The sequence below is a fragment of the Spiroplasma chinense genome, from assembly GCF_008086545.1.
Classification (GTDB): domain Bacteria; phylum Bacillota_I; class Bacilli_A; order Mycoplasmatales; family Mycoplasmataceae; genus Spiroplasma_A; species Spiroplasma_A chinense.
In genome coordinates this window covers 1,016,190-1,033,320 of sequence record NZ_CP043026.1, presented here as the reverse complement: position 1 = coordinate 1,033,320, position 17,131 = coordinate 1,016,190, and the positions used below count along the sequence as shown (strand labels likewise).

The following is a 17,131-nucleotide window of genomic DNA, read 5'->3' as shown; positions in this document are numbered from 1 at the left end:
TATTTTTTTATTACTTTAAAAAAAATAAAATTCTTTTAATTTAATAAAAAAGCCCTTTAATAAAGGGTTTTTTTAGGTTTTATAATGCTTCTAAATAATTGAACTTTTTGAGTTATGAATTAAGTCAGTGTTTATAAGGGTTTTTTAATGTGTGTATAATTTTGAGTGTTCTTGCATTTAAATTTCTCCTTTGGTATTATCTAATTAGGCGATGGAGGACAAAAAAAATGACACATTTATTATCTGCTATAAAATTTAATAAAACAGTTGCTTTTTTTGCTATTCCTACATTGTCATTTAAAAATATGTTTTTTAAAGACAATATGTTAACTAATGGCACTACTGCGAAGTACAATATGTGAAACCGCATGGCTATTTCTAGTTATTCGTAAAATTTAAATAAACATTTTAAGAATGATATTGTATTAATGATGTGATTTTTAAAAATAATATGAGAGTGTTTGAATTTAGAGTAACTGGAAATAGTGTAGGCTATTCCAATTCTTTTTAATCAAACACTCTTTTTTTTGAGAGTTTAAAAAAAACTTGTGTTTTATTACAAATAAAACACAAGTCAAGTTGTTAATGTAGTAACAAGCAATATCGAACAGATACCAAAGATTATCTTTAAGATCCTTCTCAAGTGACCTTCTCAGGTTGTAAGAGTTGTTTGGTATCTTCTGCGAGAATCATTGAAGAACTCAGCTACCTTTTTATTCTTGAATCAACCGAGAATTAATCAAGTTAATAATGTTGTAAGTGTGGCTAACGCCAATACTCACTCAGTCTTGGCAATTGCATTCAATGCAAATATACCAATTAGAAAGCTGAAACCAATGATTGCTGCAGAAATTGCAACGATGCTTATGTAATCATATCATCGTAGTTTCTTTGAATCAGCAAATTGACGGCCAGTCTCAAGAGGGTCTCTAGTGATAGAATCAATTTTATCGCTAACCTGTTGTTCGTGAGCTTCCTTTTGTTGTTTTCTCAAGTCTTTTATTAATTGAGAATTAGTTTTATCTTTATTTTTCATATATAACACCCACAAATATTATATAGGTGTTATAGCATAAAGGAAAATAAAATAGAAAGGATCAGTAAATTATGAATACTGAACAAAAAAGTTCAAGTGGTGACCTCGAATTATTAGAGTTGCTTGAACAAACAAGTCTTTCCGATGAAGTTTCATCTGTAAAAAAAGGAAGATTTGAAAAACTTAAATTTAATTTAAGTAAAAGTAGTCATGCTTATGGTGAATTTATGAGAAAAGCACCAATGCTAGGTTACTCTTTACGAAGAATAATTTATGCGTTCATTACACTTTACATTGCTATGGCGGTTGTTTATGTAATGCTACGTATAGTAACAACAGATGCAGCGTTTATTTCTGATATCAACTTAGAGAAAGCGCATATTATTTATGGTGACGAAAGATATTTAAAACTTATTAGTGATAGAACAAGAATGTTTGGAGTGTCAGGTTCAATGACATCTCAAGTATTAAGATATTTAAGCAATATCACACCATTATGACCAAAAAAAGTTGTTATTAATCCGGGAATTGACCCAGATACAGCACAACTTACAGGAGAAACTGTAACTAAATGATTCTATTTAGGGGTATTTATGAATGGATCAAGTGGGGGAACACAATTAAGTTTAGTGCAAGATGCATTTAAACGTTCAATCCCTGTTTCATTTAAAGTAGGGGGAATTTCAGTTTTACTTTCATACTTAATTGGAGTACCATTGGGAATCTTATCTGCTAAAAATAAAGAAAAATCAGTTGACTCTGCAATTAACGGAACAAGCTTAATTATAAGTGCAATTCCTGCTTTGGTATTAATATCACTATTATATAAATTATCAATCTATGTTTTTGGATCAGGAGGAACTTACTCAGATCTAACAGTGGTTCAAAAAGTATGACCTATCCTTGGAGTTATGCTATTGGTAATGCCAATGGTTATTGTTAACACAAGAAGATATGTTGTTGATGAAATGACATCAGATTATACAAAATTTGCACTTTCAAAAGGTTTAAGTACTCAATATGTTTTCTATGTACATATCTTTAGAAATGCAGGAATTAGATTGGTAAAAACTTTACCTGAAATATTTGTATTAACATTGTTTGGATCAAGTATCTTGGTTGAACAACATTGATCAATTGATGGTATGAGTAAATTTATTCTTAAAGGTGTAGCAAATAAAGATACTTTCGTAGTATTAGGTTACATCTTCGTATCAGCTTCAGCTGGAGTATTTTCAAGTTTAGTAGGGGATTTACTTCTTGCAACATTAGACCCAAGAATTAAATTAACAAAATAGAGGAGTATTTATGGAACAAAAACAATATACAAATGAAGAAATGAATTCAATTGACAGTTCTTTATTTACTGTAATCGGAACAAAACTTGAAGAAGCTGAAAAAATATCAAATAAACCATATAGTTATTGAAAATCTGTTTTCACTCGTGTTGGTAAATCAAAAACATTTATCATCTCATTATCACTATTAATTGCAATTATTGTTATGGCGTTTTCAATCGGAATTGGAAAAGATCCAGTACCTGTTGTAACTCCTGGAGTGGATATTGCATCACCAAGTTGAGACCATGTATTTGGTTTAGGAAAATTTGGAGAAGATTTATGAATTAAAATGTGAATTGGAACAAGAACAACTTTAATCTTTACATTATTAGTTGCAGGTATCCAAATCCTATTAGGGATTTTAATTGGAGCAATTTGAGGATTCTATTCAAAACTTGATATTGTATTTATCGAGGTTACAAGATTCCTAAGTTTAATTCCTTCATTAATCCTTTGATTAATTGTTATCTTCTTATTTGGTGGAGTAGCATCACTTCCGGTATTAATATTTGCAATTTCAATTACTAGTTGAATTGCTTTAGCTGGTATTATTAGGGTTCAAATTATGATTGTAAGAAATGCTGAATACAACATTGCTTCAAGAATCTTAGGAACAAGTGGAGCTAAAATTATTAGAAAAAACATTATGCCAAAAATCTTACCGATTGTTATTCAAACATCAACATTTGCAATTCCAACAGCAATTGCAATTGACTCATTATTGGCATATTACAACTTCGGATTTGTAACAAACACACTAGATCAAGCATCATTAGGGTCAATTCTAAATGAATTGCTATTGGGATCAGATTGAGAAGTGTATCCACACTTATTAATTATTCCTGTATTATTTGTTGGGGGGATTTCATTATTATTCTTCCTTGCAGGTAAAGTATTTGCAGACTCATTAGACCCAAAAACTCATAGATAGGAAAAACATTATGAACAAAGAAAGTAGAATTCTGTCAGTACGTAACATGGAAGTAAAATTCCAAGTTAGAGGAAAATTTCTAACAGCGATTAGAAATGTAGATCTAGACGTATATGATGGAGAAATATTGGCAATTGTAGGAGAGTCTGGTTCAGGTAAATCTGTAATTACAAAAACATTTACAGGAATGCTAGAGTCAAATGGTTGAGTAAGTAATGGTTCAATCGTTTATAGACCAACTCAAGAAACAATAGCTGATGAAAAAAGTTATTTTAAAGAACCTATCGATCTAGTTAACTTACAAAGTCCATTAATTGCAAAAGATGTAATTAAAACAGTTTTAAAATCTAATAAATTACAAATTAAAACATGTTTAAAAAGTGTTGAACACATTTATAAATTAAACCCAAAATTTAGTGATAAAAAATCAATCAAATTAGAACTAGATATTTTCAGATTATCTGAAAGATTAGAACACGAAACAGAAGAACAAAAAATAGATCTTCTAAAAGAACAAATTAGCGAATTAAACGATAAACTAAACTCAAAAACAAATGACAGAGATGCATTAGAATCTCAAAGAAAACAAAGTAAGGAAAAATTAGAAGCTAGAAAACTTGTTTTACAAGAAAAAATTAAAACAATAGATTCAAGTGCTGATTTCTCTGGAAAAAACTCAATAAACAAAAAAGTTTTAAAATTAGAATCTAAAATTAAAAGCATTGATACTTCTTTAAAAATTGTAGAAGATGCTAGCTTTAGAGATGAAAGAGTAAACGAAATTTATTCTGAGATATTAAAACATGAAATAGATGTAACAAAAATTAATCCATTAAATATGGGACAAAGAAAAAATATCTCAAAAATTATTCTTTTAGTTGAAAAATTTATTGAAACTAAAGAAGAATGAAGCAAGGAAGAAAAAGAAGTAATTTTAGAATACTTTGCTTCAAGAAAACATTTAAAACGTTTTGAATTAGAGCTTGACAATATTTGTCAATCAATTATGACAAAACAAACAGTTGACCAAGATCACTTCTACAATATCTTGATCGACTGAAAAAGAATTAAGCATTCTGATGTAGTAAATAAAATTAAAGCATTAAAAGAAATTCGTCAACTAAGAGGTAAAACTATTTCAACAGTTTTCCAAGATCCTATGACTTCATTGAACCCACTATTACCAGTTGGGTTCCAAATTATGGAAGTTTTAAGAAAACAATTAGGGATGAGTAAAAAAGATGCTAAAGCAGAAGCTATTGAATTATTAAGAAAAGTTGGAATTACAAACCCTGAGAAAAGAATTAAAGATATCCCAGGAAGATACTCAGGGGGGATGAGACAAAGAGTTGTTATTGCAATTGCTTTAGCTTGTCGTCCAAAAGTATTAATTTGTGACGAACCAACAACAGCGCTTGACGTTACAATTCAAGCACAAATATTAAATCTGATTAAAGAATTAAAAGAAGAATACAAATTTACAGTTATCTTTATTACTCACGACCTTGGGGTTGTTGCAAAAATTGCAGATAGAGTTGCTGTTATGTATGCAGGACAAATTGTAGAAGTAGCTACAGTTGATGAAATTTTTGAAAATTCAAAACACCCATATACATGAGCATTATTATCTTCATTACCACAACTTGGTAAAAAAGGAGAAGAATTATACTCAATCGAAGGAACTCCGCCATCATTATTTAATGAAATACAAGGAGATGCATTTGCGCCAAGAAACCGTTACGCAATGGAACTTGACTATGTTAAAGAACCACCAATGTTTAAAGTTTCTGAAACACACTTTGCAAAAACTTGATTATTAGATCCAAGAGCACCTAAAGTAGAAAGACCTGCAATTCTAAACAAATTAAAAGAAACAATTAGAGAAGCAGAGAAAGTAGGATAGTTATGTCAACAGAAACAAAAGAAACTCTTTTAAATATTAGAGACCTTGTTATTGAGTTCAGAACTAAAGGAAAAAAAGTTCAAGCTGTAAAAAACACAAGCTTTGATGTTTACAAAGGTGAAATATTTGGTTTAGTTGGAGAATCTGGATCAGGAAAAACAACAATCGGTAGAGCTGTTGTTGGAGTGCAACCATTAAAAGATGGTGCGATTTATATGAATGACGATATTGTTGCAGGTAAACCTACAAGTTTACACGTAATTAATAAATCAATTACAAGAAAAATCAACGATATGTCAGTTAAAATGGGAGTTACAACAAAAGAATTAGATAAAAAAATTAATTCATTAAAAGGAATTTATAACATGTATGCTGATAAAGAAAATGATTTCGATTATTCAGCTGCACAATCAAAATTAAAAGATAGCAAACTATCATACATAAGAAAAGTGTTATTAGGAAACTTAAGACACATTAATTCAATCGTTAGAGATGAAGATAGAATGATTAAATTCGTTACAAATCTTCACGTCTACATTCCTGAAGTTTCAGTTAAACTTGAAAAATCAATTTCAAGAAAATTAAAAGAAACTAAAGAAGCTGTATTGGAATTAAAAGAATATGCAGATACTTGTTATAAATCAATCGTTTCTATTTCAAAAATTCACAAAGATTTTGTGAATAGTGAAAAGAAAAGTGTTGAAAAATACTTTAAAGATACATTTAGTAAATGAAAAGTATTAACAGATAACCACAAAATGTTTTTAAAACAATTAGAGTGAGTTAGAGAAATGCAAATGCAACTTGATGCATTGGCAGCACCAAAAAATAGTAGAAAAAGTTACATTAACTACTACAACAAATTAATTTACATTGACCGTGAAGATTTTTACAGAGTTTGTGTAAATGAACATGCTCGTTTAGAAAGTGAAGGGGTTGAAAAATCTGATCCACTTTACAAACAAGCAGCATTCTTTGTTAAAGACTTTTGATCTAAAAAGAACTTTAACTTAAAAGATACTGAAAAAATTCTTAAAACTTTACTTGAAGACCAAACAATAACTTCAGCTATTAAAGAGGAAGCAAAATTATTGCGTGGTACTGAATTTGAAGAAAATTTAAAAGAGTTACTTGAAAAAAATTCAACTTTAGATAAAGCTGAAGTTGAAAAACAATATGAAGAGTTTTTATATATTAAAAAAATTATTGAAAAAGGGATTGTTAAAGATAGACCTTCAATCGAATTTTACAATAAAGCAAAAGGGATTGAAGTTACTTACACTGAAGAAGAAATCGAATCATTTATTGAATTGACTGAATTCTTAGACTTGCCATCAATTGATGAAATAGTAAAACAATCTTACTTATTTAAAAATCAAACAAAAGCTAAAAAAAGAGAAAACAGAAGAAACATTCAAATGATCTTCCAAGACCCTGCTTCATCATTAAATGATAGAATGGCTATTGAAGAAATCATTTCTGAAGGTTTAGAAAACTTTAAAGAATTGTACAAAGGTGAAGAAGCAAAACAACTTTACCTAGATGAATACAACGCTGAAAATCCTGACTCTAAAATCACTTTTGAAGAAATTAAAGATACTGATGTTAAAAAAAGTATAGTTTTAAAATTAATTAAAGCTGTAGGATTACTTCCTGAACACTTGTCACGTTATCCTCATGAATTTTCTGGAGGACAAAGACAAAGGGTTGGGATTGCAAGAAGTTTAGCTATGAAACCAAAATTAATCGTAGCTGACGAACCAATTTCTGCTCTTGATGTTTCAATTAGAGCTCAGGTTTTAAACTTATTTAAAGTGTTTAAAGAAAAATTGGACTTAACATTTATTTTCGTAGCTCACGACTTATCAGTTGTAAGACACGTTGCTGATAGAATTGCAGTTATTTATCACGGACAAATCGTAGAACTTGCTCCAGCAGAAGAGTTGTTTACAAATCCTTTGCATCCATATACAAGAGCTTTATTATCAGCGATTCCAGTTCCTGAACCAGAACTTGCAAGAAATACAAAATTAATTGTTTATGAACCGGAAAAAGAACACGAAGATTACATTTTCGAACTACCATATTTTGCAGAAGTATTACCAGGTCATTTTGTTTGAGCAAATAAAAGAGAGATTAGAGAAATCAAATCTAAATTAAAAAAAGGTTAGAGAGAGGCTAAAAAATGAATACTTTATTTAGAAAGTTATTGTCAACTTTAAGTGCAACTGCAGCTGTTACTCTAACAGCGTCAAGTGTTGTAGCTTGTGGAGTTGGAGTAAATAGTTTATTAAATATGGTTAATGACCCTAAAGTCATGAGACTCCCATATACATATAACGTTTCTTCATATAACACTGCAAGAACAATGCAAGCAGAAGACCAAAAAGTACTTGCAAATACTAATGATACATTATTATCAACTGATGAATTTGGTAGAATTTATCCATTACTTGTAGAAAATACATCTGGAGTTGATGGACAAGATCCTACTTACATCGGAAAATTTAATAGCGATAAATCAGAATGAACTTACAAAATAAGAAAAGGAATCAATTGAGTTAACTCAAAAAATGAAGTTGTTGGTACAGTAAAACCTAGTGATATCTTAACAGCTGCTAAATTTGCGTTGATGCCCGAAAATGCAAGTGATGTGTCATCATTATGAACATCATTTATTATTGGGGCAGCAGATCTTTACGACTCATTATTAAGTAATAAAGATGAAAACGGAAACGCAATTGTTCCTGACAATCCCGAACAAGGAGTAAACTATACAAAACCTTATGTAGAAAAATTTATAAACAGTGATAAATTTGGTATTGTTGCCAATGACGAAACTGGTGAAGTTACTTTTAAATTAACAAAACCAGCTCCATACTTTGAAAGTTTATTAACTTACTCAGTATTTTCACCAATTTATACAGAAAACGCAGATGGTTTTGCAGATGATACTGCAGACTTTTCAAAAGCTTATTTCAATGGAGCTTATGTTGTAACTCAATCAAATCCAAATAACAAAGTGATTCTTGAAAGAAACAAAAATTATTATTTGGAACAAAAAAGAGGAACTGTTGAGAGAATTGAATTCTCATACGTTGATAACTCATCAGCCTCAAGATTAAGAACTTTATTTGAGTCTGGATCAATTAGTGAATTTTCACTTTCATCTGATGACTTAAAAGGGTGAAAAAAATTCGTAGGTAGTGATTTTGAAAATCCTAACTTTGAAGGAATTTATGCAACAAAACACCCTGATACTGCTGGTTCATTTGTTTTAAACTTTAACTTAGCAAACTGAAACGCAGTTTATGGTCAAGGTGAAAAACAAAAACAAGCACAAGCAGCTTCAAGATTATTACAATCTGATGATGTTAGATCATTTATTTCTACAACTTTAAACAGAAGTAAATTTGTTAGATACTTTTCAAAAACTATTGATACAAACGAAACTTCTCAAATGTTGAGAAACTCATGAACTGGAGTTGGGGTTGCTTCAACAACAGTTGAAGGGGTAAAGAAAGATTATACAGAATTTGTTTCTGATAGATATGATGAAATTGCAGGTACAACAGCACCAACAGGTTCACATACAATTTCTGATGGAACAGATGTTTACTTAAACAAAGAAGAAAGTTTGGTTGGTAAAACTAAAGCGCAACTTATTTCTGATATTAAAGAATACATCAAAGCTAACAACATCACTACAACTTCTACAAAAGTAACTTTAAACAATGGTAAAAAAGTTACCGAAAATAGAGTTGTATTAAGATTGATTGCATCACCAACAGGAAATGCAAGTGTAAATCCATATACAAACTTAATGTTAAAAGAGTTTAATGGATTAGAAGGTAACCCAATCTTTATTCAAACTGACGTACCATCATCAACAGATGATTATAGACAACAAGGAGCTCAAGGAGCTATGGATCTATATATTGGAGGATGAAGTCCTGATTACAGTGACCCTGCAACATTCTTAGAAACATTTACTCTTGGAGGATCTTATTCTTCTTATAATGGTACAGCTAGATTGATTAGAACTTCTCTAAAAAGTGGAGAAAAAGTTGGAACAGCAATTAATGACTTTACAGAATACAAATCTGAAGGTGAAACAATTTATTTCCAAAATGCATATTATGTAAAGGGCGAAACTGAAAAAGCTTATGAAATGTATAAAAAATTCTCAGATGAATATCAAAAAATTGATAGAACTGAAACTGAATCTGTTTCAAGATTTACAGCATTCTCAAAAATTGAATCTGATTTATTATACAAAAACTTTATGATGTTACCTCTTTACACAAGAGCAATGCCAAAACAATATGTAGTAAGTTTTGTTCAACCTTGAACAAGAACTTATGAAGCTTTTGGTACAGGAAATTACAGATACTATGATGTTGTCTTAAACCAAAGATTATTAAATAGAGAATCTGTTCAAGCAGTTATGAAAGCTTATGAAGAAAACTTAGCAGAAGTAAGTGCAGACCCAACATCTCATAGAGATCAAGACCACTGAAAATAATATAAATTTCAAAACTACTCAAAAGAGTAGTTTTTTTATATTAAAATAAATTGTAAAGGGAGAACTGTTATGAAACAATTGATTTTTAATGTTATAGTAAAACTGTTAAATAAAACTAAAGAAAATTCAGACTACTTATACAGTAACTTTTCTAATGCAAGTATTTTAGATCTGTATGTAGACTCTTTAAAAGAAGAGGGTGTTGACCCAAGAATCACCTCTCTACTTGGTGAAGAGTGAACTTATCAAAAATTTGAAGATATTGGAATAATAACTTACTTAAATCCCAAAAAAACAGACAAATGAATGGTTGCTTTACATGGTTACAGTTCTTCAAAAGAATCTAGTGCCATTTCTGCATGATTTATGGCTGAAAAAGGTTACAACATTTTAGCCTTTGACTTTATAAACCACGGACAATCTGATGAAGGAATGGTAAGTTTTGGTCCAAATGAATACCAAAACTTATTAACTGCTTTAAGATTTTTACATATAAATTACACTCCTTCAGAAATTGGTTTGATAGGATTTAGTATGGGAGCATTTACTTTAAATTTATCTGCTCTAATAAATGATTTGACTTTCCAAAGCTACAATGTAAAATTTGGAATTTCAGATTCTCCTTATTTTGAGATTAAAGAGGTATTGAAAACAGTTCTAAAATTTTCAACCCCATTAGTTTATAATCAAATTAAAAACTTATTCGCTGATTTAATTCATGAGTATAAAGAAAATTTTGGAATTGACATTTTAAAATATGACGTAAAAAATTTAATAAAAGAAAATAAAAAGTCATTCCCGATTTTATTCTTTCATTCAAAAAAGGATTTAGTAACAAATTATCAAGATTCAATGTTATTTTTTGAAGAAAGAAAAGTTTTAAAACAAAAAGATATGATTCATATCTTTGAAACAGGTGCTCACATTAGATCACAAACAACTCATACTGATAAATACTTTGAATTAGTTGATGAGTTTTTAAAAAATTTAGAAGAATAATTGGTATATAGAAAAAGAGGTGTAATTATGGAAAACAAAGAACTTATGGTTGTGCTTGAAAACGTCTCTAAAATATTTGATAAAAAGATTTGAGCAATTAAAAAAGTGAATATAAAAATTTTCAAAGGAGATGGTGTTGCAATTATTGGACCCAATCAATCAGGAAAAACTATTTTTGGTCGTTTAATTGCAAACCAAATTGTTCAAACAGGTGGGATTATTGAGTATAACTTTGAAAAGGGAGATACAATGTCTTCAATTGGTTTCCAGTTTAGAAATACATCTTGACCTGATGGATTTAAAGTTAAAGATATCGTAAGTTTATACATAGATATTTACAATATTCGAGATGAAGAATGACTTGATGAGTTAGCAAATGTTTTCCATATTACAGAAAGATGAGATAAAGTTTTAAATTCTTGTAATGCTTCATGATTACAATTATTTTCACTTTATTTAGCTTTCATTCATAAACCTGAACTTATTGTTTTGGATGAAGTTTCAAATGCAATTGGTTTAGATATGAAAGCAAAAGTAATTGCATTTTTAAAAAAATATAAAGAAGAACATAACGCAACATTTGTGATTATGTCACCAAACAATTCATTGTTTGAATCTTTATGTAACAGAATTGTTGTTATGCATTCTGGAATGATTTTATCTGATGATTATACAGATTCTCTTGAAGAAGGTTTTAATTTTGAAGAATACACTGTAAATTTAATGGAGTCTATTGAGCAAGAAAAGTCTCAACCTCAACCAGACCCTGTTTTTAAACCAATCTTAAGAAAATTTAATTTAAGATTAGAAAAGTTCTATGAAATTTATGAACACTTTATTAAAAATGAAAATATATCTGAAAACTTAGATATAGACAAAACATTAGTAAAAGTAAAAAACATAAATTTCCACGTTCAAGAGTTACACAATAAATTAATCTTTTTAGCTTCAAATGCTTTAAATAAAACTAATGTTGACAATGTTAAGTTAGAAATTAAAATTTTAATTAAACATATCAAAAAAGCAATTCGTGAAAACAAAAAAAATGATGATGAATATTTATTTAAAAAACCAGTTGACTCATTTTTGAAAAAGATTAAACCATTTTTAGTCTATCTAAAAGATGATTTACTACCAATGTTTAAAACAGATAGTGTTATAGTTTATGGAAATGAAATTACAGCAGAACTATCAAAAAAAGAAATTCAAAATTTACGATTCTTGAAGAAAAAATATATTCAAGAAGAAATTAGAATTATGAAACTTGAAGCAAAAATTGCAAAACAAAGAGAAAGACACAAAAAAATAGAAGGGTAAGTTAAATTATGATTAATAAAAGATCTATTTTTAAAGAATTATGACGTTTACAACTTGATAACTACAAAAAAGATCTTTTTAATCTTTTTTCAGGGTGAATAATTACCTTAATTACTCTAGTCGTTTGACTTTCATTTAAAGATACAAGTGAATCTGCAGGATTAAAACAAGATAACTTCGTTTTAGCTTCAGCAATTGGGGTTAGTTGTATCCGAAACTGTTTATTTAATTTTATTAGAACTATTCACGATTTTAAAAATAAGGATTTTTTTAATAGATTGTTTTCTACAAAAATTTCAAAACGTTTTGTATTTACTTTAATGATTTTATTTAATCAAGTTGCAAACCTAATTGTAACAATATTATTCTTCTGTGTTGGTATGCTTTACAAAGATCAAAGAATAAAAGTAGCAGACGTCAATTGGCTTATGTTTTCAATAGGTTATATTCTTTTGATTATTATGTGTAATTTAATGGCTTTTATTATTGCTTTTACTCAAAAAAAACTTGAATGAGCATTGGTTTTAGGAAATATAACATATTTTGGAGCAATCTTTTTATTAGGGCTTGGAATTCCTTATACAACTTTATCAACAGTACCTTGATTGATGAAGTTGACCTTTATAATTCCTCAAAGATATATATTAAACATCATGCAAGCAGGTTGAATTGATAGTCCTGATTTTACAATTCCAAACCACGATACTGGATTTGGTTATAATGAAAATGCTTGAATACCTTATGTTACAAGTGTTGTTTGAATCTTGTTTTTAGCGCTTCTACTTGCTTTTATTTCTGTTAGAGCTTTTGAATATGAAAATAGAAAATATAAGAAATATGCAAATAGAAATAAACACTTAGGTATTATTTACTCAATTAAAAGAACTCAAAATTTAGAAGAATTAAATAATATTATAAGTGTAAACAAATCAATGAATAAATCTGTAAAAGAATTAACTTTAGAACTAAGAGAGTTAAGAAAAGAGGGGTGACTGTGAAATGTCTGGGATAAGTTTAAAACTAAAGGAAAGAAAAAATCTTAGAATTTTTTATCATTTTTATAAACTTTACATTAAGTCATTTTTTTCATCTCCAATTAGTGTTTTCTTAGGAATGATTATTGTTACATTTACTTTATTTATGTGACTTTTATTCAGAGAAGGAGATCCTTTTATATTGGCATCAGCTATTGGTGCAATGGTAGCTAGAGTTGCTATGCAATTATTTCATAGAAACTTGGTTCTACAAAAAGCAAATGGTTTTACAACAATTATGAATTTTACACCAGTAAATCCATTATTGAGAATGAGTGCATCAATTGTTGCCAATCTTACTATTTGTTTGGGTATGGGGTTTGTAATGATTATGGCAACAATTGCCATTTTCCCAGAACAAAGAGAAATTGTAGCTGGTGTAAATTGAACAATGTTTTTATCAGCTGTATTTTTACTTTGATTTTTAGTTATTTTAATGGCTATTACTATTGATATGTTCTTTAAAAATGCCATGAAAGGTATGATTTTAATTATAACTATGTACATCTTTGTATATAACTTACTAGGTTGTGCCTATCCTTACCAAATTATTGCAAATTATTCTTGGTTAAATATCATGCTCTATACTTTTCCACCTCGTTATATGATGAATGTAATGCAAGCGGGATGAGTAAATGCAAAAAACTTGGTTTATAATGACCCAGAATTCAGTGTTGATTGAAAATTAAAGGGTAATTTAGCTTTACCCTATATTGTTACCTTTGCTTGCATTATTTTGTTACTAACTATACTAATTATGGTTATAATAATAAAAGCAAAGTATCACAAAAAAGATGGATATGGTTCTAGTGTTATTTTGAAATTATCTACTAAATATATTAGGGATATTAAAAGAAGTACAAGTTTTGAAGAAATTCAAAACTTGAGAAAAGAACATTTAGAAAAACTTGGTTATAGATTTGATGATGAAATTGAAGTCAAAGCATCTATTAAGAAGAAAAAAATAAAAAAAGGGAGAAAATAAAAGTGAAAATCTTAAATTTAGAAGAATCAAATTTAAACAGTACAGAATATGCTATCGTTAAGGAAATAAACGAAAATCCTGACTATTTTTGTAGTCATTCAATTCAAGAAGTTTCAAAAGCGAGTAATGTAAGTCCAAGTACAATGACAAGGGTTTGTAAAAAACTTGGATTTAAAAGTTTTAAAGCAGCACAAATGTTTGTTTATGAAAAATCAAGAATGCAAAGTGATTACTACAAACTTGGAGAAGAAAAAACAGTTGAACAAATCATTCACAATGTTAGAGGTAGTGCTTTATTTACAATTAATGAAACTTTAAATGCTTTAGATCCAAAATTAGCAGAAGAAATAGCTAAAAAGATTTATGGTTCAAATCGAATAGTTGTTTTTGGTTTAGAACAACAACAAACTTCTGCAAGTTCATTTGTATTAAACTTATCAAGAATTAATGTTGATGCAACAAGAGTAAGTAACATTCATACTTTTGCTCAAAAAGCTGTGTTTTTTGATGAAAATGATTTTTGTGTGTTTATCACAAGAACTGGATGAACTAGAGAAATTATTGAATCAATCAAATGAACTTATGCTAAAAAAATACCTATGTTAGTTTTAACAACAGATATTGATACAACTAAGGATTTAATTGGTGATAAAATTTCAAAAGATGCATACATTATTGAAACTCAAACTTTAAACATGGATAAAATTAAATATCCATCAATTTCTTCAGTTCCTGGAGAAATGATAATATTGGACGTTTTATTCAATATAATTGTTGGACTAAATGAAGAATTTAGAGAAAAATTTGAAAAAACAAGTGCTATTTCACTTAACTGAAACTTTGAAGGTCATTTATAATGGATGAAAAAGAACTTTTAAAGAGAATTGAAGATCTTGAATATAAAGTAGATTTATATAAACAAAAAGAACAATACATAAATAATGGCGTTGTAAAAACAAAAGAAGTTTATGAAGTAGCAAGACATAATGCTGAAAAAATTATAACTAAATCTGTTGATATGGCTTTTATGATAAAAAAAGACATTGAAGAGTTTTTAAAACGTGTGGATGAAAACCCTCAAGATTTAGAAATATTGTCAAAACAATTTTTAGATAAAAATAAAGAGATTTTTGTTTTTGATAAAGAAGAGATAAAAAATATAGCAAAAAAAATAGTGGAAAATGTCAAAAAATAGACATTTTTTTATTATAATAATATTTAGGGAGATTTAATATGAAAAAATTACTTAATTTAGCAGCAACTTTATCGTTAACTGTATCTACAGCAGCATCTGTTGTTGCTTGTGGAGATATTAAAACAATTGATGTAAAAAGATTAAATCTTAATTTAAACGATATAGTTGTGTCAAAAATAACACAAAAAGACTTAATGTTAGCTATTATTAAAAATAATGAAGAGGATTTAAAAAACATCTCTGAACAAGAAATTGAAAGATATGCTGCTTTAAGTTTTGAACAAATACTTAAAATTGCAGATGATGAATATGAAGCTTATTTAATGGCGGCACCATATTCAAATATTTTGAAAGGTAGAGTTAAATTCACTTTTAAAGTAAATAATAGTGATGACACCACTTTATTTGAAGAAGAAGCAAACACTGATGGAGAAACACCAAACATTGATGGAGAACAAGAGACAGGTGATTCAGAAATTGCTGATGAAAACAGCGGAACTATAAAAATTGGTGATAAAGTTGACTTTCACTATGATTATAGTAAGAAATTAGCTGGTTACTGATATGCTTGAGGTAATGGAAGTACAGACTTTACACTGGATAAGGCAGCCGAGAAAGATTATGACATTATAAACCTCGGCTTTGGTGAAGGTGGAAATGATGGAATAGAATTATGAATGGGAGTCTTTGATGAAGGATTAGAAAAAATCACTAGTGAAGCTCATGACCAAGCATTAACAAGAAATAGTTGTTTTGTAAATCCAAACTTCACTATTTGAGGAATAGACAAAACTTGTTACAATCCTGATGCAAGTAAATCGTTTTTAACAGAAGACACAAACAAAAAATTAACTGAATCTAGAGCTGACGCAAAAGAAAGAGGACAAAAATATGTTGTTTCAATTGGTGGTTCTACAAATGATAGAATGACTTTAAAATGATCAAAAAAAGATTTCTTAAAAAAACAAATTAAAGAATCTGTTGTTGACAAATTAAATTTAGATGGAATTGAATTGTCTTTAACTGGAAGATCAATGGCAGATATCGTTACCAAAAAAGTTTTATCTCAAATATCAAGAGAAATTAAATTAGAAAAATGATTAAATAACGAAGATTTCTTAATAACAACTTCACCAAGATTTGAATATCTTGATTCAACTCACTTAGAGTTACATGGAACAGCAATTAGTGACTTAAATGATGCACTTGATGGTTATTTAGATATTACAAGTCCTTCTGTTTATAATATTTTTAATGAGTATAATTTAAAATTCTATGAAGATGCTGTAATTGACGGTATAAAAATACCAAAAGATACTATAGCACCAAGAAGAGTTCATAATCAAACAGAAATATTCTATTATGCATTTTTAAAAATCTTAACTGATGAAAATTGAGCTAGATACAATAATTTTGAAACAATTAAATATGGTCCAATTCAAATAGCTATAAATTCATTGGGTAGATTCGATGATGAAGAAACAAAAGAAACAGAAAATGGAATTTTATATACAACATTTAATGCATCAAACTTTACAAATGCTTACAATGCATTAGATGAAGAAGCAAAAGAAAGAATTATTGGATTTAATAATTATGCAATAAATGACAATCTTGGAGAAAACTATGCAAGAGTTGTGGATTTATTTAATTCAATATTTAACAATGATTCACCAAACGTTGATGGAAACGGTGACGGTGAATAAAAACAAATAAGACAAAGATTTATATAATTACTTTTCAGAGAGTTAGTGGGTGGTGTGAACTAACATTTAATATATAAATTTATCACTTATTTTAATGGGAGAAGAAAGAAAAGTTTTCAAGTAAAACTCCACGGTATTCGCGTTATAGAATGTAAGAGAT

The 17,131-nt window shown here is 28.5% G+C and carries 13 protein-coding genes; 12 read left to right on the top strand and 1 reads right to left on the bottom strand.

Annotated features, from left to right (window positions below; genetic code table 4):
• Positions 1–556 precede the first annotated feature (556 nt).
• Positions 557–1,036, bottom strand: a complete 480-nt coding sequence (locus tag SCHIN_RS04660) for a hypothetical protein (RefSeq protein WP_166508471.1) — start codon at positions 1,034–1,036, stop codon at positions 557–559.
• 71 nt (positions 1,037–1,107) lie between these two features.
• On the opposite strand from SCHIN_RS04660, the gene oppB reads away from it, so the two are divergent.
• The 12 genes from oppB to SCHIN_RS04595 all read left to right on the top strand — a co-directional run bounded on the left by oppB (position 1,108) and on the right by SCHIN_RS04595 (position 16,971).
• A complete protein-coding gene (gene oppB, locus SCHIN_RS04655; protein WP_166508470.1) occupies positions 1,108–2,334 on the top strand; it encodes an oligopeptide ABC transporter permease OppB in 1,227 nt (408 codons plus the stop codon).
• Positions 2,335–2,344: 10 nt separating this feature from the next.
• Positions 2,345–3,307: an oligopeptide ABC transporter permease OppC gene (gene oppC, locus SCHIN_RS04650; protein WP_166508469.1), complete on the top strand. Its 963-nt coding sequence runs from the start codon at positions 2,345–2,347 to the stop codon at positions 3,305–3,307.
• Between the two features lie 10 nt (positions 3,308–3,317).
• Positions 3,318–5,210, top strand: a complete 1,893-nt coding sequence (gene oppD / locus SCHIN_RS06400; protein ID WP_208057180.1) for an oligopeptide ABC transporter ATP-binding protein OppD — start codon at positions 3,318–3,320, stop codon at positions 5,208–5,210.
• A gap of 2 nt (positions 5,211–5,212) precedes the next feature.
• A complete protein-coding gene (gene oppF / locus SCHIN_RS06395; RefSeq protein WP_166508468.1) occupies positions 5,213–7,381 on the top strand; it encodes an oligopeptide ABC transporter ATP-binding protein OppF in 2,169 nt (722 codons plus the stop codon).
• Positions 7,382–7,395: 14 nt separating this feature from the next.
• A complete protein-coding gene (locus tag SCHIN_RS04630; RefSeq protein WP_166508467.1) occupies positions 7,396–9,735 on the top strand; it encodes an ABC transporter substrate-binding protein in 2,340 nt (779 codons plus the stop codon).
• A gap of 69 nt (positions 9,736–9,804) precedes the next feature.
• Positions 9,805–10,734: an alpha/beta hydrolase gene (locus SCHIN_RS04625; RefSeq protein WP_166508466.1), complete on the top strand. Its 930-nt coding sequence runs from the start codon at positions 9,805–9,807 to the stop codon at positions 10,732–10,734.
• 27 nt (positions 10,735–10,761) lie between these two features.
• Positions 10,762–12,051, top strand: coding sequence for an ATP-binding cassette domain-containing protein (locus SCHIN_RS04620; protein WP_166508465.1), 1,290 nt, complete (start codon positions 10,762–10,764; stop codon positions 12,049–12,051).
• Positions 12,052–12,059: 8 nt separating this feature from the next.
• Positions 12,060–13,094: an ABC-2 transporter permease gene (locus SCHIN_RS04615; RefSeq protein WP_166508464.1), complete on the top strand. Its 1,035-nt coding sequence runs from the start codon at positions 12,060–12,062 to the stop codon at positions 13,092–13,094.
• Positions 13,051–14,070, top strand: a complete 1,020-nt coding sequence (locus tag SCHIN_RS04610; RefSeq protein ID WP_166508463.1) for a hypothetical protein — start codon at positions 13,051–13,053, stop codon at positions 14,068–14,070. Before SCHIN_RS04615 ends, SCHIN_RS04610 begins: the two co-directional genes overlap by 44 nt.
• A 2-nt stretch (positions 14,071–14,072) precedes the next feature.
• Entirely contained in the window at positions 14,073–14,927 is an 855-nt protein-coding gene (locus tag SCHIN_RS04605) for a MurR/RpiR family transcriptional regulator (protein WP_166508462.1), read from the top strand.
• Positions 14,927–15,265, top strand: a complete 339-nt coding sequence (locus tag SCHIN_RS04600; protein ID WP_166508461.1) for a hypothetical protein — start codon at positions 14,927–14,929, stop codon at positions 15,263–15,265. The genes SCHIN_RS04605 and SCHIN_RS04600 overlap by 1 nt, the downstream gene beginning before the upstream one ends.
• 38 nt (positions 15,266–15,303) lie before the next feature.
• On the top strand, positions 15,304–16,971 hold the full coding sequence (locus SCHIN_RS04595; RefSeq protein WP_166508460.1) for a hypothetical protein: 1,668 nt from the start codon (positions 15,304–15,306) through the stop codon (positions 16,969–16,971).
• Positions 16,972–17,131: the final 160 nt, after the last annotated feature.